Raw genomic sequence first — 20500 nt, 5'->3', positions numbered from 1 at the left:
AGATCTATTGAATTAGCGATCGCTTTTAATGCATTACCGAATATATAGAGAAAAGTTAATTAATTCTTCAATATTTATTTGAATAGTTTTACAAATATTTTCTAATGGTAAATCATTAGCATCGTGTCCAAAAGGATTTTCAATTTCAATCCCAATTTGTTCTATACCAAAAACCGTAAAGCTAATTACACTAACTATCGGTGCTGTCAACCATTGTAATTCAGTCACTAATTGAAATGGCAATGTTAGACAATAAATTAATAATAGTTGTTTGAGATGAATTGAATATGCAACTGGTATGGGCGTTTTTAAAATGCGTTCACATCCACCTAAAGTATCAACCATTGCATCTAATAATTGTAACATTGATGTTAGCTGATAGCTATTAATGCGCTCACGATAAAATTGTTGTTGAAGATAATCTTGAATTAAAAAGGCTACTTGTAATGGGGGATTATGGGCTTTTTGTAGCTTTTCATACCAAATAGTCGGTAGTAAATCTCTAGTTTTATCATTAATTGTTTGGTCTCTTAAATGTAATTTAGTTGCGATCGCAAAAACTATTAACAGATTTAATATCTCAATTTTTTCTTGTCTTTCCTCTACACTATTGTCCTGGACAGAAACTAAAATAGCACGAGCTAAATTACGAATAGCATTTACTAATGCTCCCCAAAGTTTACGACCTTCCCAAAAACGTTCGTAAGCAGTATTCGTCCGAAAGACTAATAATAAACCCAAAACAATACTCGGAACAACACTACTCAGAATTGGCAAACCAACATTTAAATAATAAAAGTGAAAAATAGATATAAATAAACCAAAAAATCCACAGAAAATAACCCTAGGGATAATCGCTGGAATGACGGAAGATTGCCATTGGAAAATAACTTTAAACCAATTTAATTCTTGCTGATGAACATTTTTATTTAAACTGGCTTTTTTAAACATTTTAAATTTTAGACAATTTTTTTCCCTATCTAAAATATTACTATCTGAATGTTACGTCTTGTTGAGTAGTTGCAATTCACCCATGGCTTGCTGTAGAGCTATAAAGTTGAAATGATTTACCCTAACTTTTATGTGTCAATTTCCAACACTTTAGTGGTAATGAGGCAGATTTCTTGAACCAATAAATTTTTATTACTGACTCTATTGTTCGCCGATCTTAGTTAGTTTATAAATAATTGCCAGCATTTTTAAGTAACAGTCGTTATGCGAGATTTAGCACAGATTCAACAGAGAGAATACGATGTAATTATTATCGGTGGTGGAATTAACGGAGCAGGTGTCGCCAGAGATGCTGCCATCAGGGGACTAAATACGATTCTGGTGGAGCAGAATGATTTTGCTAGCGGTAGCTCTAGCTGGTCTAGCCGTCTCATTCACGGTGGTTTGCGCTATTTAGAGTATTTTGAGTTTCCCTTGGTTAGAGAGTCTTTAAAAGAGCGAGAAGTGTTACTTCAGACCGCACCGCATTTGGTTGCTCCACTACAGCTTACTATTCCTATTTATCACGATCGCTCTCGTCCCTATAGTCAGATTTGGGCAGGAATGATCCTTTACGATCTTTTTAGCTACAATAAAACCCTCCCCACCCATCGGATGTTGCCCGAGAAGAAGTTTAAGCAGCTATTCCGCACCCTTGAGCCAGAAAACTTGGTAGGTGCTGCACAGTATTACGATGCTCAGGTAGCTTTAGCAGAGCGTCTTTGTTTAGAAAACATTATCTCGGCTCAAAATGCTGGAGCGATCGCCTTTAACTATCTGGAAGTAACGGAATTAGCGATCGCAGATGACCGCATTACTGATGTTGTTTGTCAAGACAAGCTCACGGGAGAAAATATTACCATCTCAGGTAGCAAAGATGCCATCATTATTAACACCGCAGGGCCCTGGATCGATCGGGTATGTCAGCGAGGTCGTAAAGGGGGAGATCGATTTTTTATTGGTAAGACAAATAAGAATGGTAGTACGAAAGGTAGTCATATTGTAGTTGATAAATTTCCTGGCGCACCCGAAACAACTCTCTACGTTGAGGCAAAATCTGATGGTCGTCCTTTCTTTATTATTCCTTGGCTGGGCAAGTATCTCATCGGCACTACCGATCTACCCTACAAAGATGATCTCGCTCAGATCAAAGCTGACAATGCTGAAATTGACTATTTATTGCAGGAAACTAATAATATCATTCCCAAGGCTAATTTAAGACGGGATGATGTTAAGTTCACCTATTCTGGTGTCCGTCCTTTACCTAACTCTGAGGGGAAAAAACCAGGGAGCATTACCCGTAAGCATATTATCTTCGATCACCGCCGAGAAGGCGTAGTTAATTTATGGTCGCTGATTGGTGGAAAATTAACTACCTATCGCCATGTTGGTGAACAAATAGTTGACAAGATTTTAAAGCGCCTGAAGCGATCGCCAATCTCCTGTCAAACTGCCTCTCTTCCTCTGCCTGGCTGCATTTTACCCAACGATCCACGAATTCAACAGACAATTGATGAATATCAATCTACTCTTGCAATTGAAACAATTTACTATTTATTTTCAGTTTATGGTGCGATCGCCATTGAGGTTTTGGCTTTAACTAAAGAAAATCCTGCTTTAAGAGAGTATATTAGCCCAGATTTACCCGATATTAAAGCTCAGATTGTTTATGCTGTAACTAATGAGTTCGCGCATACTCTAGTCGATATTTTGCGCCGTCGTACCACTTTAGCAATGAATGGTGATTACGGAATGAATCTGCTGCCTGTTGTTACTAAAACTCTGCAACAATACTGTGGCTGGGAGCAGTCACAATGCGATCGCGCCTGCGCTGATTATCGTTTTTATCTGGAACATAATTGCATCCCTGATTATCAGCTATAGCTCCAACCACCAGATTTTAACTTAAATCAATTAAATTAAACCAATTTAGGCTAATTCTTAAATCTACTTAAAAAAGATTGTCAACAAGTATTAATCACGATATATCTATAAGAAGGAAAAACTAAATAGTAATCACTCTCAATAAACTTTATTGTCCATGACTCACCCTGTAGATTTTCAACACCAGACAACACATAAGTTTAAAAGATTCCAAGAATTTGTTTTTGTGAGCGATTCGGCGCTGAAGCTAGCTCCAGATTTAAGCAATCAGTTGCAGTTAGATCCTGACAGTAGTTTTTTAGATCGAGTAAAAATAGGAGATTTTATTACTATCAAACAGATTCACGCGCCACAAAATATTATCCATCAGCTGCGGAATCTCAAGTTCAAGCCCGATCAAAAAGTGCAGCTAGTTAGCAAAACTAATACTGGTTCAGTAGTAGTAAATCTCAATAACACTCTAATTGGCATTGGCAAAGAAATTGCTCAAAGAGTTGTGGTGACTTTGGTGGGTGAAGCAAAGTAATGAATACAGCAATTAATATTCCCGAATTGTCGACTGGTTCAGTAGGTACTATTGTGGGCTATAGTCGCGTTTATGGTGGTTATGTGGGGAAACTAATATCTCAAGGATTAATCCCAGGAACTCCTTTTGTGGTGTTGAGCTTAAATCTGCCTCAAGGCGCAGTACAGATTATGATCGAGGAAAAAATTATCACTCTTTCTAAGCCAGAGGTAAATGCTCTAGTTGTGGAAACGTTAACAGAAGATGACAATGATGATCTCGATCCTATCTAAGTAAGTAGGAGGAATTAAATATAAAATCAAAACCAAGATATATTTTAGTGGTAATTAGTTATCTCTCCCTAATTCCCTAATTCCCTAATTCCCTACCAGACTATCTTCTAATTAATTTGACCCACCTACTTAATTAGAGGGATTGCTATACAGAAAGCCGAATTTTTTTGATTGCAGGAGCATTTACAGCAGTTTTTAATTGAGTAGACACATTAATTTATCGAAGTAATGGGTAATGGGTAATGGGTAATGGGTAATGGGTAATGGGTTCTATCCAACTGAATTTCGCTGTAAAAGATCAATTCAATCTAATTTCAAAGTTTCAGGTAAAGGTGTAACCGAACCGAGACTATATTTATTTTCCTTAATTAACCGATTAATTTGTTTAGCTCTTTTAGCTGGGGCGGGATGAGAAGCAAGAAAATCAAAATTACTTTTTTGCTCCTTACTTAGTCGATTAAAAAAGTCAGTTGACCCTGCTACTTGATTATAAGTTTTATCTAATAGCAGCAAGCCAAATTGGTCAGCTTGCTGTTCTTGTTTTTGTGAATATTGAGCTTGACTAATTGCCTTAATACTCGTGGCGATGATTGAATTAAAAATACTAGCATCACCCAAAAAATAAGAAATTGTTATTCTCAACACCAAAATATTACCTAAACCCCGCAGATGATCTCGATGAGCAAAGTGTCCCAATTCATGTCCTAAGATCATCATCAGTTCATTTTCCGAATCGACTTCTTTTAATAATCCTTGATAAATAATTACTTTGTTTCCAGGAATTGCGATCGCATTTACGGTATCTTCAGGTATATATAAAACTTGATATTGATTATTCTCCCGTTGTTGAGGTGGTAATTTACTCTCCAAGCGATCTAAAAGCTGATTAAGAGTTTTTTGTTGGGGAGAATCTACCGCTTGCTCTTCATACACAGGTGCGATTACTGAACCTAGTTTTTGTTCCAAACTTGGGGGAATAATACTAATCAAACTATTAACTAATAAATTGAATAATAAAATTCCCAAGATTACGGCAGCCAAAAACATACTAGCTATAACTAATATTTGACTATTGCTTTCTGATTCGTTTTTAGAACTTTGAGGAGAATGATAGGACACAATGTTTCTCGGATAAGTTTCTCTATTGATTAATTGTGTTTGAGGTAGCAGTGTAGGTTGGGTTGAGGCACGAAACCCAACGATTAAAAGATGTTGTTGGGTTTCACTATCGTTCTACCCAACCTACTAGCGCGTCCACTCTAACTTGTTGGGTTGAAATAATTAAAATCGGTAGTGAGAGGCACACCCTCCCCTACTTAAATGAACCCAGTGCTTTAGCCTAGACACGCTACTACCAAGTCTCTTATTACTTTTGAGAAATGATATTATTTAATCGCTCTTGGCAGGGCGGAAGGGATTTAAGAAATTAATTAAGGGAGATAAATTATGGGATTGAATCCATAAACGTCCTTCTCCTTTAAAGCGACAGACTAAACCTTCTCCACCAAAAATTCCTGTCTTTAAACTCTTAAAAGATAGTCCGCCGATGTTTTCCACGGAATACTTAAGAGTATCCTCAAAAGCCACAATATAACCAGTATCGACTACGTAATCGCCAGCGAGGGGGATTTCAATAATTGCGCCATAGGAACTAAACCAAAAATCACCTTCTCCTGTAGCTTTGAGCAGAAATAAAGACTCGCCACTAAAAAAACCTTTAAAACCTTGAAACTTAGTCTCAATTTGGACTTTGGGACTACAGGCAACAAAGCCAGAAGACTGAACCATCAGACTACAATGACTAGACACATAATAATGCTGAAGATCTCCAGGTACTCCAGGAGAAATATATAATTCTCCTTTTTTTCCTTCGGCAGTAAACTCATTAATAAATAAAGATTCACCTCCCAACATTCTGCCCACACCTTTCATCAATCCGCCCTTCATTTTCGACTTCATCTTTAAACAGGTGTCCATTGCTGCCATTGCCGAAGCTTCTACCATTACGGTTTCATTGGCTGGCACATCAAGTACTAAAGAAGCATAAGCAGGGTTATGTTCTATGCGATAAGAAATTTTATTACTCATGGATACTTAATCGTAATAGTTAAAATATATAGCGACACTTGCTTATCTGGGTGGAAGTTTAGAGCCAATAGTAGAACCAAATGACCCAGGATTATGAGTTTGACAGTAGACTTTACCTCTGCCTTTAAAACGACAGACAAATCCTTCCCCGCCTAAAAAAGAACCAATTAAACTGGAACTAGCTTTGGCAATACTAAAGTTTAAGCTTCTTTCAAACGCCACTATATGACCAGTATCGACAATATATTCACCATCAACATCAACTTCATAAATTGCGCCAAAAGAAGCCAGTAGAGCTAAGCCTCGACCAGAAAAAGTCAGCCAGAAAATAGACTCCCCCGAAAACAAAGACTTAAAACCCTGGAAACCCACATCCAGATCGACTTCAGAACTACAGGCTAAATAAGAAGTTGCTTGAACAACTAAATCCTGTCCCGTCAACTCGTAAATTAACAAGTCACCAATTAATTTAGGAGCTAACCAAATTGTATTCCCGTCTGTAGGCGAGCGAAAAACACTTAAAAAAAGAGATTCTCCAGCAACCATACGTTTCAAACCACCCATGACTCCGCCACCTTTTCCTTTACGGAGAGTGGTACTGGCATTAATACTGCCACTCATGGCAATCATCGCTCCAGCTTGGGCGACTAACTCTTCTCCTGAGTCTAATGATACGCGAGCGATCGCACTTTCGGGCTGATGTAATAATTCTATCTTCATGGTTTAACGCACCTTAGAACGTAAATAGCCGACTAACCCACCGATACTCCGAGACTGAAGGTAGATATTACCCCTGCCAGATAAACGATTGACAAAACCTTCTCCCGAAGTAAAAGAACCAACTAAACCATTGGCAAGTTTAATTCCCATTTCAATTCCTGGTTCGTATGCCACTAAATGACCCGTATCGACAATAAATTCGCCGTTAATTGCTTTTTTGGTAATACCACCATAAGCGCCAAAAAAGACTTTTCCTTTGCCACTTAATCTCAATTTAAATAGTCCTTCTCCAGCAAACCAACTGCTAAAACCAGCCCAGCGAACTCCCATTTTTACACCTGGAGTGCTAGCAATATATGCTCCTGGTTGAAAATACATATCTTTACCATGCAGCTCAATTTCTGCGATATCTCCCACCACAGATTGAGTCAAAACTAAGTTTACATATTGCTTAGTTTCATTGCTAAAAATATTAACAAATAGCGATTCGCCACCAAAAAACTTTTTCGCTAAAGCTGACAAAAAATCTCCAGAAAGCTCAGTTTTAATTGTGACTTGGCTGTCCATACTCGCCATTGCTCCTGCCTCGGCAATAATTTTTTCCCCTGGTTCAAGAGTCACAAAAATAGCTGAAAATGCTGGTTTATATTTTATTTCATATTTCATGATGTTTGCTTAGTGTATAAATGAACCTGATTAATTAAGCTCAAAGTTAGTTAACTTACACTACTAGCATTCCCCAATCTTGTTTAAAATCTTTATTTTTTTTTCGACTTAAATTAAGAATAAATATTAAGAATAAATAATTAAAATAATTGAAATTTAGTGAGCATTAGCAAGCAGATTAACTTTTAAAGATATCACTGTAAAATTACCAGGGCTATTTTATTCTCATATATCCAGAGAATAAATTCTCTGTCTAAGTACATTAAGTCCGTTTAAACGGACTTTAATTTTAAGCCAAGAAATTGATTTCTTGGTTCACTACAGTTAGAACGAAATAGCCCTGGTAAAATTACTTTAGTTTCCGTGCCTGTTTTTGCTTGTTGTAGACTTAGTTTACTCAATTGCGATCGCTTTAATTTTTAAATCACACTAAATCCGATTCTCAAAAATAACTTTGTGGTAAACAGTTTAATTTTGCTGAAACGTATATTACCCATTACCCATTACCTTTGCTCAACTTTTAAATGTTGTATACCAAAAGGATTTAGTATCATACCCAAATTCACCAACGCCCGAACTGCAAGTTTATCAGTTTTTACGAGCATCGCTGGCTTAGCCTATGACGAAAGTTAGAGGGAACTTATGTATTTAGTTGAGGTAGGAATCGAGACGTTTGTCAGATGTTTATTTCTGGTTAAATTTCTATTCTAAAAAAAGAAGGAAAGCAAACAAGCCTAACTTCACTTCAAACAAAAATTTATTAATTATGGAGAAAACAATGTCCAACATTAACAACAAAACCCAAGACCTATTTGCGCTTGACACTGTACAAGACCTTGATAATGAATCTGCTGCTGCCATTCAAGGTGGTGCTGCCGTGGAACTCTTCGCTGATTCCAATTTCAGAAAATCAATGGTGAAAACAGACGAAGGCAGTGCAAATGTCGGAGACGGTGTAAACGACCGTACAACCTCAATTATAATCAATAGTGGTAAATGGAGATTCTACACAGATTCTAATTTCAGGGGCGTTTCTACCACTTTGGGAGTAGGACGGCATGCAAATGTCGGTCTTGGTTCAATTCCTAACGATTCAATCACATCTTTCAGAAGGATCTCATAGTAAGGTATAGCTAGATAACGATAGTAGGGTGGTCATTACCCTACTTAACTTAACAAGGATTTACTGCTTAGGATGCAAAGGAACGATCGCGCTGATTAATTAAGGTGCGATCGCTTTGATACCTAGCTACTTACAGCCGTTTTTATTTGAAAAGAGAAATAAAAGATAAACTAAACCCTTGTCATGTCTTTGAAGCTAATTTTTAAATAATCATCTTCCATTTTTGCCCCTGATGGTTGCAATGCAGCCAATGCTTGAGGAAGAACTAAATTACGACGATGATTACCAATTCTCACATTTAGCTCATCGCCAGTTTTATTTAGCTGAATTTGCTCTTTGGGAATTCCTGGTAAATATAGCTGGAGACTATAATTTCCTTGCTCCTGAATAATCTTAATCGTGTTCTCTTTATAGTAAACCTGAGTTGGATCTTCATCTTGATAGAGGATCTCTTTAAGTTTTTCTAAAGCTTCCATACCGCACATTTCAGTCGGAAATAGAGGTGCTTCTTTTACAGGTAGGGGATGAAAATTATCATATATTTCTTGCTTATATATATCTTGATTAGCTTTCCAACGTTCAAAGAAGGGATCGTTGACTTCGTTGGGAATAACTCGATTTGCTACGACTAAATCGGTCGCCACGTTATATAAGCTGAGATAAGCATGAGCGCGTAAGGATTCTTTAATCACCATTTTTTCGGGGTTCATTACCAGACGAACCGAAGTTTTGGTATTATCAGTCAAAACCTTCTCCAAAGCTTCAATTTGCTCATAAAACTCATAAGGTGCATCCATTACCTCATTATCAGGCAAGGAAAACCCAGCCAGAGGTTTAAAGAATGGTTCAACCAAAGGTCTTAGAGCAGCAGACATCCCCTGTAATGGCTTATAAAAGCGTCTCATGTACCAGCCACCAACTTCGGGTAAGCTTAATAGTCTCAAAGCTGTTCCTGTAGGTGCAGAGTCAATAATCAGAATATCAAACTCGCCTTCATCATAGTGACGTTTCATTCTCACCAGACCAAAAATTTCATCCATCCCTGGCAAGATTGCTAATTCCTCTGCCTGCACTCCATCCAATCCTCTCGCCTGTAAAACTTGAGTAATGTATCGCTTGACAGCACCCCAATTTCCTTCTAATTCCCGCAGAGCATCAAGTTCAGCACCCCAAAGATTAGGTCGTACTTCTTGAGGATCGTGTCCTAGTTCGAGATCAAAACTATCAGCTAAAGAGTGTGCAGGATCGGTACTCAGCACCAAAGTTTTGTAGCCCAACTCAGCACATCGAAGACCAGTAGCAGCAGCAACAGAAGTTTTACCCACACCGCCTTTACCCGTCATTAAAATTACGCGCATATGAAATTTAGATCCCAAATTAAAATATATTTACATTACTTAACTTTATTGTGACGCTTTTTTGCCCGAAAAGAAATTCTGACGTAAAACTGACCAGCGAGAAATATGCCAATAATCAATGTGGGAGACAATCAAGTTATTTTGATTAACCTTAAGTTCGCTTTTGCCAGGAATAGCTAGACGTGGCTGCCAAGGTAGAGGAGGAGTCATCCGCAGCGTCCATTCTGTGTTAATTAATTCTCCTTCTCGCTCAACACTGTGAACTTCCATTTTGATGTTGTTGAAGAAAGTACCCAGAAAACTAATCATTAAGCGATATTTCTTAAGTCCTCTAAATTCATTTAAGGGATCTTTAAAATAAACATTATCTGCATAAATATCATAGGTCTGATTTTTAGGAAATCTGGCATAGTCTTCACGCAGAATTGAAATTAAATCCTTTTCCTGGAAATTGTCAGTAACAGATAATTGCTCGTTCATATAATTATTAAATTATTAGCTATTAGCCAGCCTAAACCTCAGACCACAAACGCTGTAGTTGAGCTTTCCACGCAGCCAAAAACTGTTCTCGTTGAGCGGGATCTTGATCCACACCACCCATAACTCCTTCTTGATAAAAGCGATCGATAGTTTGATAGGTCGATTCTAAACTTTGCCCTTGGGCTTTGGCTGCTTGAACAATTTGTCTAATTTGCCTTTCAATTACCTGGTTAAAAGGTTGAGACAGACCTTTTTCCGTTAGCGAGATCAAAGAAGCGATCGCACTTTCTAAATCTTCGGTAGTTAAGCTTTTTAAGCGATGCTGAAATACACCCCAAAGAACGTTTTGATTGAAGGCATAGCGAACTTCTTGAGTCGCATCAAAATTGTCCTCTAACAACTGAGGCAACAAAGATTGAGCTTCATCAGCACTAGCAATGGGAGAAAGCAATCTTAGCCAATTACGATCCTCTGACAGGATAACCAGTAAATGTATTTGCGAGTTTCTAATTTGCCAAGCTTCTTCTACATCATGTTTAATATCTTCGTGATTAAAAAGGCGTTCTAGAATAGGTGATATGGCAGTTATTTCCATGGGTAAATTATCTAAGAGCAGTATTTAATCAAGTTCGATTTAAGATCAGTCTAATATTTTTCTTTGACCAGACTATCTGCAATTTTATATATTCTGACTGGTTTTATTTAATGGCTAAAAAGGGGCAATCTTCAAGAAAATACGATGTAGGACAACTAGACTATAATATTTACCTAACTCACTGTCGCTGGATGGAATTTGCTTTCAAGCTAGCTCAAACCGCAGGAGATTTAGGAGAAGTCCCCGTTGGTGCAGTCATAATTGACCGCGAAGGTAATCTAATTGCTGAAGCTGCTAACCGTAAAGTTAGGGAGTATGATCCCACAGCTCATGCAGAAATTTTAGCAATTCGTGCTGCAACTAAAAAAAGACAGAGTTTTTATCTAGAAGACTGCACCCTTTACGTTACTCTAGAACCTTGTCCAATGTGTGCGGGGGCAATAATTCACTCTCGCTTAGGTTTGCTGGTTTATGGTGCTGATGACCCCAAAACTGGAGCAATACGTACTGTTACCAATTTACCTGATAGCTATTGTTCCAATCATCGTTTAGAAGTATTGGCAGGAATAAAAGAAACATCCTGTCGTCAACAATTACAAACTTGGTTTGGTTGTCGGAGATAAATTGGCAGCATTACTGGCATTACTTCAGGAAAAGCTTAGAGGATGTCTGAGAACTCAATTCTGTTATGCTTAGACCCTAGCAGATCCCCCCTAGCCCTCCTTAACAAGGGGGGAATCGGAATCAAAGTCCCCCTTAACAAGGGGGATTTAGGGGGATCTACCCACTGGAAACGTAGCAATTAGACTTTTCAGATATCCTCTTAAATCTTAACAGCTCAAAAACGTTTAACATTAACAAATCTATTTTATTTCCAGCATCATTAATAATGTGCCGATTATTAGGTTATCTTGGTTCTTCAATTCAACTAGACCGTATATTACTCAAACCCGAACATTCTTTAGTTGTTCAAAGTTATCAGCCTCAGCAAATGACCGCAGGGTTACTTAATGCCGATGGTTTTGGCATTGGTTGGTATGGCGAGCCAGAAAATCCGCCTTATGCCTACAAAAATGTGTTGCCCATTTGGAATGATGCTAATTTACCTCAGCTAGGACGCTACATTAAATCATCCTGTTATTTAGGATATGTACGCAGTGCGACTTCTAATTTATCGGTAGATATAATTAATTGTCAGCCATTTTTACATCAGAATCTGTTGTTTGTACATAACGGCTTTATTGATAATTTCCGCAAAACTCTTTACCGACCAATTCGCAATGAACTAGACGATTTTGCCTATCAACGTATTGAAGGTACTACGGATTCAGAACATATCTTTGCGCTAATCGTCAACGAATTCGAGACAAACCACGATATCAGTCTACAACAGGCTTTAGGTCATACAATCGCGCGCCTAATCAAGCTAGCACATACAGACAAAATTGCTTTTTCTGCCAATATTATTTTAAGCAATGGTAAAGAATTAGTAGCTTCTCGCTATTCCAATCGCGAAGCGAGTCCTACTTTATACTATATAAAAGATCATCATTTCTTAACTAATGGAGTTTTGATCGCCTCAGAACCCATGTTTAAAGGGGAGTGGATGAGCTGTCCCGAAGCAAGTATTATTGGTGTAGGAGAAAATCTTGAAGTCAGCGTCAATTCTATCTAGTAGACATTCTATTGCCACAGCTTTGATCCAAACGCGATCGCATACCTTAGACTTACTTACTCAGATTGATGAATCATTATTTTTTCAGCAGGTTCATCCAGAGTTTAGTCCGATAGGCTGGCACTTTGGTCATATTGCTTTTACTGAAGCTTATTGGATTTTAGAACAATTGGCTGATTTAGCCCTAAGCTTTCCCGCAGCATATCAGCGATTATTTGCTGCGGATGGATTACCCAAACAGGAGCGTCAAAACTTACCTGCCGTAGCGACTATTGAAGAGTATTTACAGACCATTAGAAGTCAAACTTTAGCTTATTTAGAAATTGCGCCTGTTGCTCAACAAGAGAGACTTTGGCGATGGCTAATTCAACATGAAAGCCAACACTGTGAAACTATTTCCTTTCTGTGGCAGTTACATCAGCAGCGCCATTTAGATATCGCCAATTTTAATCCTGCTCAATTAATTTCAGCTGAAAACACAGTTGCGACTGCGATCGATGTTACGGAAATGCTTAAGGTAGAAGGGGGAGAATTTACTCTCGGTAGTAATGCCGTAGACGCTCTAGACAATGAACGCCCTGCTCATCAAATCTATTTAGACTCCTATTGGATTGATCGCCATCCCGTTACCTGTAGACAATACGCTCAATTCATGACAGCAGGCGGTTATCAACAACGGAAATACTGGAGTGAAGCAGGTTGGCAATGGTTACAGCAATATCCTGTTAATCAGCCTTTATATTGGTCTAATCATGCTGATTGGCTAGATCATCCTGTATCTGGCGTAAGCTATTACGAAGCAGCAGCCTATGCAAATTTTGTCCAAAAAAGATTACCTACTGAAGCAGAATGGGAAAAAGCAGCTTTAGGAGCATCCCTCAACTCCAACCACTCTAACCACAGTCGTTTAATTGGGCATACAACTCCTGTGAATACATATTCTGAAGTTAGTCAATATGGCTGTCAGGATATGTTGGGTAACGTTTGGGAATGGACAGCTTCTTGGTTTGGTAGTTATCCAGAATTTACCGCCTATCCCTATCCAGGTTACTCCCAAGTATATTTTGATGATCGACATCGAGTGTTGCGGGGTGGTAGTTGGGCAACCAATAGCGTTAGTTTGAGGACTAGTTTTCGCAACTGGTATCATCCCGAAGTTAGACAAATATTTGCGGGATTTCGCTGTGCTAATCAGTAATTACTAATTAGCCTTCAGATTGAGCTGTCTTGATCACGGGTAAATGACTCAAAGGAATGGTAAATGTAACGGTTGAACCTAAACCATCTCCCATACTGTAAAAAGAAATTGTGCCTCCCATCGCCTCTACTAGTTTTTGCGAGATAGCTAAACCTAAACCCGTGCCACCATAGGATTTTGTCCGCGAACCATCTACTTGATAGAAGTTTTCAAACAGTTTATCCTGCTTTTCTAATGACACGCCAATCCCTGTATCGGCAACGCTGATTTTAACCATCCCAGGAAATTCAATCCCTTGGCACTCTATTTTCTTATTATTAACTTCCGCGCTAACTACGATACCCCCTTCCTTAGTAAATTTGATCCCATTACTAATCAGGTTCAACATTATTTGCAGCAATCGTTGATAGTTACCATAGAGAATAACGGGAGTCAGAGTTGCAGGGGATTTAATCTGGAAGTTAAGGTTTTTTTGTTTGGCTTGAGTATTAATTAAATTATCGACATCTTGAAACAGTTCGTCTAATTCAATCTCATTTAATTCTAGTTCCATCTTGCCAGCTTCAATCTTGGCAATATCGAGAATGTCATTGATTAAATTGAGGAGGTGAATTGAAGACTTATAAGCTTCTTCAATAAATTCTCGTTGTTCTTGCGGATCATCAGCCATGCCTTCTAAGAGTAATTTTAAAAAGCCAATGATGCCGTTGAGGGGAGTACGTAGTTCGTGAGAGGTATTAGCCAGAAAATCGCTTTTTAGACGGCTGGCTTCTTCTGCTTGAATACTAGCCTGTTCAACTTCACGATAGAGCTTGGCGAGGGAAATAGCTGCTTCTACCTGTTCGGCGATTTCGCGCAACATTTCCATTTCTGCCGTTGTCCAATGGCGATAGCGATCGCACTGTTGCAAATAAATTAAAACATTATCTTCACTGCTGCTATTAGTCGAGATTACTAGTGCAGATTTGCGCTGTAAAAGATCTTGTTCTAGAAAATCTACCGCCACGGGAGAACTCGATCCTAGCGCCTGTTGTAAATGAGTCTCGTTGTACCAATTAATCTGATATTTAGTGGTTGAATCATATGCATCACGGCAATATTCTGCTTCTACTGAAAGACGAGTAATATTATGGTGATTTGCCAAAATCAAACAGCGACTGGTGGCGAAAGTTGAACCAATATTCTGCACTGTCTGCTGATAAATAGTTGGTAAATCTAGACTACGGCGGATTTGTTGTACCACCTGACTAAGTAGTTTTTGATAGCTATAAATAGCTGCGGGGGCTTCATTTTCGGTGAAAGAAAACATCTCTGTTTCTGTCAACAAATGACCCATCACTATTACCGCTTGAGGCTCTCCTTGAGGAGGTAAAATTGGGCTAATGATCAGTTCAAAAGAATAAGAAATCTCTTGATACTTAAACAAACAGTAACATTGCTCTGGTAAACGGCGCTTAAGAACTCGACGAATTTTTTCTAAATAAGCAATAGTATCTACGGGGGCAAAAACTTCCCTCAGAGAAGCATAGATATTATTGCTGGCTGATTCGCAACTCGTGTTTTTTAGTTCTTCATAATTTAAGTCGTATTCTGCTGCCTTTGCCCACCAAAAAGAGAGATAATTGCCAGCAAGATCCTGAGTGAAAACCAATTCTGCTCCCAGATATTGCCATTCAATCTTGCTGGCTGACATAGTAATACTACTATTATTGTTTAAATTAAATTTAGGGAGCATTAGTAAATAGATAGTATTTTTGGAAACTTACCAAAAAAATAGATCACTACATCTGAAACTATAACCTATAGATATTTAAGCTAGAAACAATGAGCAACCTTTACAGTTTTGACAAAAGTTGTTCATGGGGTTTACCCTAAAGGATATGCGAAGCGGTATGCTTTAGCACTAACTTCGTGTCGCACCGCTTAGTTCGGTGCTTGTGCTATTTAGTTGGATAGAAACCCCCGCGACGCGAAGGTAGTCCTTTAAGGCAACGTAACTTATCGCCATGAATAATGAGCATCGTGAAGCTAAAGCAGGCTTTAAACGTTGTTTTAAAGAAAAAAGAAACGACAGAACTTTTGCGCCCGCCCAAAATCGTGCTAGTTCGTGTCGCCAACTTGGTCAGAGCTTAGCAATAACTACCTTTGAGACACCCAGGCAATTATCAATTATCCTTACTTAATCTTCATCCCGTTAATCGTTCCATTCTCCTTGAGGTGGCACAGGAGGATTACGCTGGAAAGTTCTAGTTAAGTCAGTATTGTCGTTTCTCTCTCCTCGCAACCACTGTTTAATCGCCGCTTCAATTACCCGACTAGGTTCGTTGGTTAGATGCTTGATCTGTTCTAAAACTTCTAAGTCCAGATCGACAGAAACTTTAACCTTATCTTTAATTCTGGCTTCATTGTCCAATTTATTTTCGCTGAGAAGATCGTCATTCATAAATATTTTCCTGATTCTTTTTACATTTTACCTATTTAAACTGAAACCTTGGCTCATAAAAACTTAACTTATGCAAAATCTATTACAGATTGGAAAATAAGTAAAAATGAACATTACAATATATCAGATAGTAACTTTTAAAGATTATTAATTCTAATTAATTTTTATGACTGACGTTCCTGTATCTCGCATTCGCAACTTTTCAATTATTGCTCATATCGATCATGGTAAATCTACCCTGGCGGATCGAATGTTGCAAGATACTGGTACTGTTGCCCAAAGACAGATGAAAGAGCAGTTTCTTGACAATATGGATTTGGAGCGAGAGCGGGGAATTACCATCAAGCTACAGGCAGCAAGGATGAATTACACTGCTAAAGATGGACAAAAATATGTCTTAAATTTAATTGATACTCCTGGTCACGTAGATTTTTCCTATGAGGTATCTCGTTCTCTAGCAGCCTGTGAAGGAGCATTGTTAGTAGTAGATGCTTCTCAAGGAGTTGAGGCGCAGACTTTGGCTAATGTATATTTAGCCTTGGAAAACGATTTAGAAATTATTCCCGTACTCAACAAGATCGATTTACCAGGAGCAGAACCAGAGCGAGTTGCTCAAGAGATTGAAGACGTTGTGGGTTTAGACTGTAGTAATGTCATTCAAGCCTCAGCTAAAGCTGGTATAGGGATTAATGATATTTTAGAGGCGATCGTGCAGCAAGTACCACCACCAGCAGATACAGTGGCTGAACCTCTACGAGCTTTGATCTTTGATAGTTATTACGATGCCTATCGTGGTGTAGTGGTTTACTTCCGCGTGATGGATGGTACGGTTAAAAGAGGCGATAACGTACGTCTGATGGCATCAGGGAAAGAATATGTGATCGATGAACTGGGTATTCTTTCTCCCACTCAAGTAGAAGTAGATGAACTTCATGCAGGAGAAGTAGGCTATTTTGCTGCGGCGATTAAAGCAGTTGAAGATGCTCGGGTTGGAGATACTATTACTCAAGTAGACGCTCCTGCACCCCAACCTTTGCCTGGCTACACAGAAGCAAAACCGATGGTTTTCTGTGGTTTATTTCCTACTGATTCTGACCAATATCCCGATTTGCGAGATGCTTTAGATAAACTCAAACTCAACGATGCAGCTTTATCTTATGAACCAGAGACATCAAGTGCGATGGGTTTTGGCTTCCGCTGCGGTTTTCTCGGATTGTTACACATGGAAATTGTCCAAGAGAGATTAGAGCGGGAATATGACCTCGAATTAATTACCACTGCACCTTCGGTAATTTATCGCGTCACGACGATAGATGGTCAGGTAATGGAAATTGATAACCCTAGTTTGTTACCCGATCCCCAAAAAAGAGAAAAAATTGAAGAGCCTTTTATTAAGGTAGAAATAATTACTCCAGAAACCTATGTCGGTACTCTCATGGACTTATGCCAAACCAGACGAGGCATCTTTAAGGACATGAAGTACTTTACGCAAAGTCGTACTTGCTTAATCTATGAACTTCCTTTAGCAGAAGTAGTTACAGACTTTTTCGATCAGATGAAATCTCGGACTAAAGGCTATGCCAGCATGGAATATCAAATGTTAGGCTATCGCTCGGATCATCTGGTTAAGCTAGATATTTTAGTAAATAAAGATCCTGTAGATGCTCTATCAACGATCGTACATCGTGATAAGGCTTATTATGTTGGGCGTGCTTTAACCGAAAAGCTGAAAGAATTAATTCCCCGTCATCAGTTTAAAGTTCCCATCCAGGCTGCGATTGGCGCAAAAATAATTGCCAGTGAACATATTCCTGCTCTGCGTAAGGATGTACTCGCAAAATGTTATGGCGGGGATATTTCTCGTAAGAAGAAATTATTACAGAAACAAGCTAAGGGTAAAAAGCGGATGAAATCTATTGGTACTGTAGATGTACCACAAGAAGCGTTTATGGCGGTGTTGAAAATAGGCAAGGAATAATTTGATTACTGATTACTGATTACTGACATTGTCCTAAAGGATACACCTTCGGATATACCCTTGTGGTATTACTGATACTGATCGGTATGAATTTGATGACAGTTGGATTTTGCGATCGCTTTATTTTTAAAATTGAGAAGGCGATCGCTTTTTTTTGTATAAATAAATTAATTACTAGAATTACTAATACTTACTCACATAACAGATTAATTAACCACAATATAATGACTATTGAAAATGTTTCTAAATCTCATCATGTTTACCCAAGACGTTCCATAGGAATAATAACTATCTTTCGTTTGGGCTTATTTAATCTGGGACTTGGTTTAATGGCGGTGTTAACACTTGCTGTCTTAAATCGAGTGATGATTAGTGAACTTGGTATTCCTGCAACCATTACAGGAGCAATTTTAGCTACCTCGTTATTTATTGCCCCTGCCAGAGTCTGGTTTGGGCAATTATCCGATCGTAAACCACTGTTGGGCAAGCATCGGACTAATTATGTTTTACTCGGAACAGCGATCTTGGGTTTAGCGGTATTTCTGGCGGTGCAGGTGGTATGGCAGTTAGGGGATGTAGTAGAAGCTAGTGGTGGTTGGCAATGGAATAGTCAAACTATCGGCTGGAGTGCATTATTGGGCTTAATTATGGCTATCTATGGTTTGGGGGTTAGCTGTAGCTCAACACCCTTTACTGCTTTACTAGTGGATATTACCGAAGAATCGAGACGTTCTAAATTAATTGCGATCGTTTGGTCGATGTTAATGGTGGGAATTGTAGTGGGAGGAGTTACGGGTAGTATTGTCTTTAAAAAAATTGAAGCAGCAGGAATCTCGGCGGGGAATATTCCGATGGAAATTCTACAGCCACCAATTAATTCTGTGTTTAGCTTTGTTCCTTTTTTAGTTTTAAGTTTGGCGATTATTGCCACTTGGGGAGTAGAAAAAAGATATTCGCGATTTAATAATAGTACTACTGGCGATCGCGATGATAGTATCAATCTTAGTCGGGCGCTGCAAATCTTAACTACTAGTCGTCAAACAGGCATTTTTTTCGCTTTCTTGTCTGTACTGACTATTGGCTTGTTTATGCAGGAAGCAGTACTTGAACCCTATGGCGGTGAAGTGTTTGGGATGAGTATTGGCGAAACTACTCAGCTTAATGCTTTTTGGGGGATAGGAATTTTACTCGGTTATAGTTTTACAGGTTTTTTAATTATCCCAGGGCTGGGTAAAAAACCAACTACTAAAATTGGCTGTATTCTAGTTGCCTTGTGTTTTGGTTTAATTGTGGCTGCTGGCTTCACTCAACAACCAAAAATGCTGCAATTAGCAGTTATGTTATTTGGAATTGCTGCGGGGATAGCTACCGTTGGCGGCATTAGCTTGATGTTGGACTTAACCGCTGCCAAAACCGCAGGGACTTTTATTGGTGCTTGGGGATTAGCTCAAGCTATGTCTAGGGGATTAGCTACCTTGATTGGAGGCGTAATTTTAGATATTGGCAAAGGCATCTTTGATGTTGCTTTGATCTCCTATGGGTTGGTATTTGTAATCCAAGCATTAATGATGATTTTGGCAATTATTATCTTAGAGCAAGTTAATGTTCAAGAGTTTAAAGATAATACCAGCAAGGCACTTGCTACCGTAATGGAAGGAGATTTAGATGGATAAATTAGATATCTTTGCTTAAGTAGGTGGGTGTAATTAAATTGGAAATGAGGTTAGGGAGTAACAAGTAACAAGTAACGAGTAACAAGTAACGAGTAACGAGTAATATGCGGAGCGGTGACGCGATATGCGGAGCGGTATCCTTTAGGACGAAGGAGCTAATCCTTTAGGAATCCTTTAGGACAAATAGCTCTAAGGGTAGGGGTTTGATCAATTATTTTGCCTACCTACTTAAATAATCTTAAAATAATGAATAACCTTGGTGCAGATTAATAAAAGGTGATATTTCAGATTCTTCAGGGAATAAATTAGCTAAGAAGAAATCTAAGGTAGTTGATTTGATAAATCCTTGAAATACGGCAACTGTACCAAAACGAATTCCAGAAGCTCTCTGTTCGGCTAAAATTATCTCAATTTGTTCGCGATCGAGAATTGCAGCTTGTTGGAGATAATAGCCCAGGGTATTCTTTTCTGCTTCAACAATTGCTTTTGTCCAATCTTGAACGAAAAAGTTGGCAGTTTCAGGCTTAATTAAGTCTTTTTGTGCCAGAATTTCGCCGATTCTCAACTCAGGATGCTGCATTTTATCCTGTAATGCTGACTCAATTTGCCAGGGCGAGACTAAATCTGCCTCTCGTAAAATTTCGCCTAAAGTTTTGGTTTGCATTGCCACCAGACGGCTAAGATCGGCGCGATCTTTTGCAGTTAAACGATAAGATTTCATGCTAATACTAAATCCTCTTGAGCTATGTCATTTGAAAATTGTGTAAAACATATTTTAATAGCTCTTGTTGCCTCATCTTTGTGATCTAAAACATACTCCCACCAGTCAAT

The 20500-nt window shown here is 38.6% G+C and carries 20 protein-coding genes; 9 read left to right on the top strand and 11 right to left on the bottom strand.

Annotated features, from left to right (window positions below; all coding sequences use genetic code 11):
* Positions 1–33: 33 nt before the first annotated feature.
* The gene (locus tag KME09_02945; GenBank protein ID MBW4532871.1) at positions 34–951 is read right to left on the bottom strand and encodes a hypothetical protein; all 918 of its coding nucleotides are present in this window, start codon (positions 949–951) and stop codon (positions 34–36) included.
* Positions 952–1215: 264 nt separating this feature from the next.
* On the opposite strand from KME09_02945, the gene glpD reads away from it, so the two are divergent.
* From glpD to KME09_02930, 3 genes are all read left to right on the top strand, one after another.
* Complete coding sequence (gene glpD / locus KME09_02940) at positions 1216–2874, top strand: glycerol-3-phosphate dehydrogenase (protein ID MBW4532870.1); 1659 nt, start codon at positions 1216–1218, stop codon at positions 2872–2874.
* Between the two features lie 157 nt (positions 2875–3031).
* A complete protein-coding gene (locus tag KME09_02935; GenBank protein MBW4532869.1) occupies positions 3032–3400 on the top strand; it encodes a ferrous iron transport protein A in 369 nt (122 codons plus the stop codon).
* A complete protein-coding gene (locus KME09_02930) occupies positions 3400–3672 on the top strand; it encodes a ferrous iron transport protein A (GenBank protein ID MBW4532868.1) in 273 nt (90 codons plus the stop codon). The genes KME09_02935 and KME09_02930 overlap by 1 nt, the downstream gene beginning before the upstream one ends.
* Before the next feature lie 303 nt (positions 3673–3975).
* Here KME09_02930 and KME09_02925 read toward each other — a convergent pair whose 3' ends face one another.
* The 4 genes from KME09_02925 to KME09_02910 all read right to left on the bottom strand — a co-directional run bounded on the left by KME09_02925 (position 3976) and on the right by KME09_02910 (position 7146).
* On the bottom strand, positions 3976–4791 hold the full coding sequence (locus KME09_02925) for a M48 family metallopeptidase (protein ID MBW4532867.1): 816 nt from the start codon (positions 4789–4791) through the stop codon (positions 3976–3978).
* 270 nt (positions 4792–5061) lie between these two features.
* A complete protein-coding gene (locus tag KME09_02920) occupies positions 5062–5760 on the bottom strand; it encodes a TIGR00266 family protein (protein MBW4532866.1) in 699 nt (232 codons plus the stop codon).
* A gap of 42 nt (positions 5761–5802) precedes the next feature.
* Positions 5803–6480 (bottom strand): TIGR00266 family protein, encoded by a 678-nt coding sequence (locus tag KME09_02915; GenBank protein MBW4532865.1) that lies wholly within the window; start codon positions 6478–6480, stop codon positions 5803–5805.
* A 3-nt stretch (positions 6481–6483) separates the two neighbouring features.
* A complete protein-coding gene (locus tag KME09_02910; GenBank protein MBW4532864.1) occupies positions 6484–7146 on the bottom strand; it encodes a TIGR00266 family protein in 663 nt (220 codons plus the stop codon).
* 673 nt (positions 7147–7819) lie between these two features.
* On the opposite strand from KME09_02910, the gene KME09_02905 reads away from it, so the two are divergent.
* A complete protein-coding gene (locus KME09_02905) occupies positions 7820–8269 on the top strand; it encodes a beta/gamma crystallin family protein (protein MBW4532863.1) in 450 nt (149 codons plus the stop codon).
* Positions 8270–8439: 170 nt separating this feature from the next.
* On the opposite strand, the gene KME09_02900 is transcribed toward KME09_02905, so the two are convergent.
* From KME09_02900 to KME09_02890, 3 genes are read right to left on the bottom strand one after another with little or no spacing between them, the layout of a single operon-like run.
* Positions 8440–9627: a TRC40/GET3/ArsA family transport-energizing ATPase gene (locus KME09_02900; GenBank protein MBW4532862.1), complete on the bottom strand. Its 1188-nt coding sequence runs from the start codon at positions 9625–9627 to the stop codon at positions 8440–8442.
* A 45-nt stretch (positions 9628–9672) separates the two neighbouring features.
* Positions 9673–10107 carry a DUF2358 domain-containing protein gene (locus KME09_02895; GenBank protein MBW4532861.1) on the bottom strand — a complete coding sequence of 145 codons (435 nt, stop codon included), beginning with the start codon at positions 10105–10107 and terminating at the stop codon, positions 9673–9675.
* A gap of 31 nt (positions 10108–10138) precedes the next feature.
* On the bottom strand, positions 10139–10702 hold the full coding sequence (locus KME09_02890) for a CesT family type III secretion system chaperone (protein ID MBW4532860.1): 564 nt from the start codon (positions 10700–10702) through the stop codon (positions 10139–10141).
* Positions 10703–10893: 191 nt separating this feature from the next.
* On the opposite strand from KME09_02890, the gene KME09_02885 reads away from it, so the two are divergent.
* The 3 genes from KME09_02885 (at position 10894) to KME09_02875 (ending at position 13575) form a co-directional block, all read left to right on the top strand.
* Positions 10894–11325, top strand: coding sequence for a nucleoside deaminase (locus KME09_02885; GenBank protein MBW4532859.1), 432 nt, complete (start codon positions 10894–10896; stop codon positions 11323–11325).
* A 266-nt stretch (positions 11326–11591) separates the two neighbouring features.
* Positions 11592–12377 carry an ergothioneine biosynthesis protein EgtC gene (gene egtC / locus KME09_02880; protein ID MBW4532858.1) on the top strand — a complete coding sequence of 262 codons (786 nt, stop codon included), beginning with the start codon at positions 11592–11594 and terminating at the stop codon, positions 12375–12377.
* Positions 12352–13575: an SUMF1/EgtB/PvdO family nonheme iron enzyme gene (locus tag KME09_02875; GenBank protein MBW4532857.1), complete on the top strand. Its 1224-nt coding sequence runs from the start codon at positions 12352–12354 to the stop codon at positions 13573–13575. The genes egtC and KME09_02875 overlap by 26 nt, the downstream gene beginning before the upstream one ends.
* Before the next feature lie 7 nt (positions 13576–13582).
* On the opposite strand, the gene KME09_02870 is transcribed toward KME09_02875, so the two are convergent.
* A complete protein-coding gene (locus KME09_02870) occupies positions 13583–15310 on the bottom strand; it encodes a histidine kinase (GenBank protein MBW4532856.1) in 1728 nt (575 codons plus the stop codon).
* A 459-nt stretch (positions 15311–15769) separates the two neighbouring features.
* Positions 15770–16018: a hypothetical protein gene (locus KME09_02865; GenBank protein MBW4532855.1), complete on the bottom strand. Its 249-nt coding sequence runs from the start codon at positions 16016–16018 to the stop codon at positions 15770–15772.
* 166 nt (positions 16019–16184) lie between these two features.
* Between KME09_02865 and lepA the strand changes: the two genes are divergently transcribed.
* Together lepA and KME09_02855 are read left to right on the top strand one after the other, a co-directional pair.
* A complete protein-coding gene (lepA, locus tag KME09_02860; GenBank protein ID MBW4532854.1) occupies positions 16185–17996 on the top strand; it encodes a translation elongation factor 4 in 1812 nt (603 codons plus the stop codon).
* 224 nt (positions 17997–18220) lie between these two features.
* Positions 18221–19669 (top strand): BCD family MFS transporter, encoded by a 1449-nt coding sequence (locus KME09_02855; protein MBW4532853.1) that lies wholly within the window; start codon positions 18221–18223, stop codon positions 19667–19669.
* 238 nt (positions 19670–19907) lie between these two features.
* Here KME09_02855 and KME09_02850 read toward each other — a convergent pair whose 3' ends face one another.
* Positions 19908–20390, bottom strand: a complete 483-nt coding sequence (locus KME09_02850; protein ID MBW4532852.1) for a hypothetical protein — start codon at positions 20388–20390, stop codon at positions 19908–19910.
* Positions 20391–20500: the final 110 nt, after the last annotated feature.

The organism is Pleurocapsa minor HA4230-MV1 (assembly GCA_019359095.1).
In the GTDB taxonomy this organism is placed as follows: domain Bacteria; phylum Cyanobacteriota; class Cyanobacteriia; order Cyanobacteriales; family Xenococcaceae; genus Waterburya; species Waterburya minor.
The sequence above is the reverse complement of the archived record's forward strand: the minus strand, read 5'-3'. Positions and strand labels throughout refer to the sequence as shown.

Excerpts from the sequence above, each read along its gene's own strand:
- KME09_02945 (MBW4532871.1), bottom strand. The coding sequence starts at position 951 with ATGTTTAAAAAAGCCAGTTTAAATAAAAATGTTCATCAGCAAGAATTA.
- glpD (MBW4532870.1), top strand. The coding sequence starts at position 1,216 with ATGCGAGATTTAGCACAGATTCAACAGAGAGAATACGATGTAATTATT.
- KME09_02935 (MBW4532869.1), top strand. The coding sequence starts at position 3,032 with ATGACTCACCCTGTAGATTTTCAACACCAGACAACACATAAGTTTAAA.
- KME09_02930 (MBW4532868.1), top strand. The coding sequence starts at position 3,400 with ATGAATACAGCAATTAATATTCCCGAATTGTCGACTGGTTCAGTAGGT.
- KME09_02920 (MBW4532866.1), bottom strand. The coding sequence starts at position 5,760 with ATGAGTAATAAAATTTCTTATCGCATAGAACATAACCCTGCTTATGCT.
- KME09_02915 (MBW4532865.1), bottom strand. The coding sequence starts at position 6,480 with ATGAAGATAGAATTATTACATCAGCCCGAAAGTGCGATCGCTCGCGTA.
- KME09_02910 (MBW4532864.1), bottom strand. The coding sequence starts at position 7,146 with ATGAAATATGAAATAAAATATAAACCAGCATTTTCAGCTATTTTTGTG.
- KME09_02900 (MBW4532862.1), bottom strand. The coding sequence starts at position 9,627 with ATGCGCGTAATTTTAATGACGGGTAAAGGCGGTGTGGGTAAAACTTCT.
- KME09_02895 (MBW4532861.1), bottom strand. The coding sequence starts at position 10,107 with ATGAACGAGCAATTATCTGTTACTGACAATTTCCAGGAAAAGGATTTA.
- KME09_02890 (MBW4532860.1), bottom strand. The coding sequence starts at position 10,702 with ATGGAAATAACTGCCATATCACCTATTCTAGAACGCCTTTTTAATCAC.
- KME09_02885 (MBW4532859.1), top strand. The coding sequence starts at position 10,894 with ATGGAATTTGCTTTCAAGCTAGCTCAAACCGCAGGAGATTTAGGAGAA.
- egtC (MBW4532858.1), top strand. The coding sequence starts at position 11,592 with ATGTGCCGATTATTAGGTTATCTTGGTTCTTCAATTCAACTAGACCGT.
- KME09_02870 (MBW4532856.1), bottom strand. The coding sequence starts at position 15,310 with ATGCTCCCTAAATTTAATTTAAACAATAATAGTAGTATTACTATGTCA.
- KME09_02865 (MBW4532855.1), bottom strand. The coding sequence starts at position 16,018 with ATGAATGACGATCTTCTCAGCGAAAATAAATTGGACAATGAAGCCAGA.
- lepA (MBW4532854.1), top strand. The coding sequence starts at position 16,185 with ATGACTGACGTTCCTGTATCTCGCATTCGCAACTTTTCAATTATTGCT.
- KME09_02855 (MBW4532853.1), top strand. The coding sequence starts at position 18,221 with ATGACTATTGAAAATGTTTCTAAATCTCATCATGTTTACCCAAGACGT.
- KME09_02850 (MBW4532852.1), bottom strand. The coding sequence starts at position 20,390 with ATGAAATCTTATCGTTTAACTGCAAAAGATCGCGCCGATCTTAGCCGT.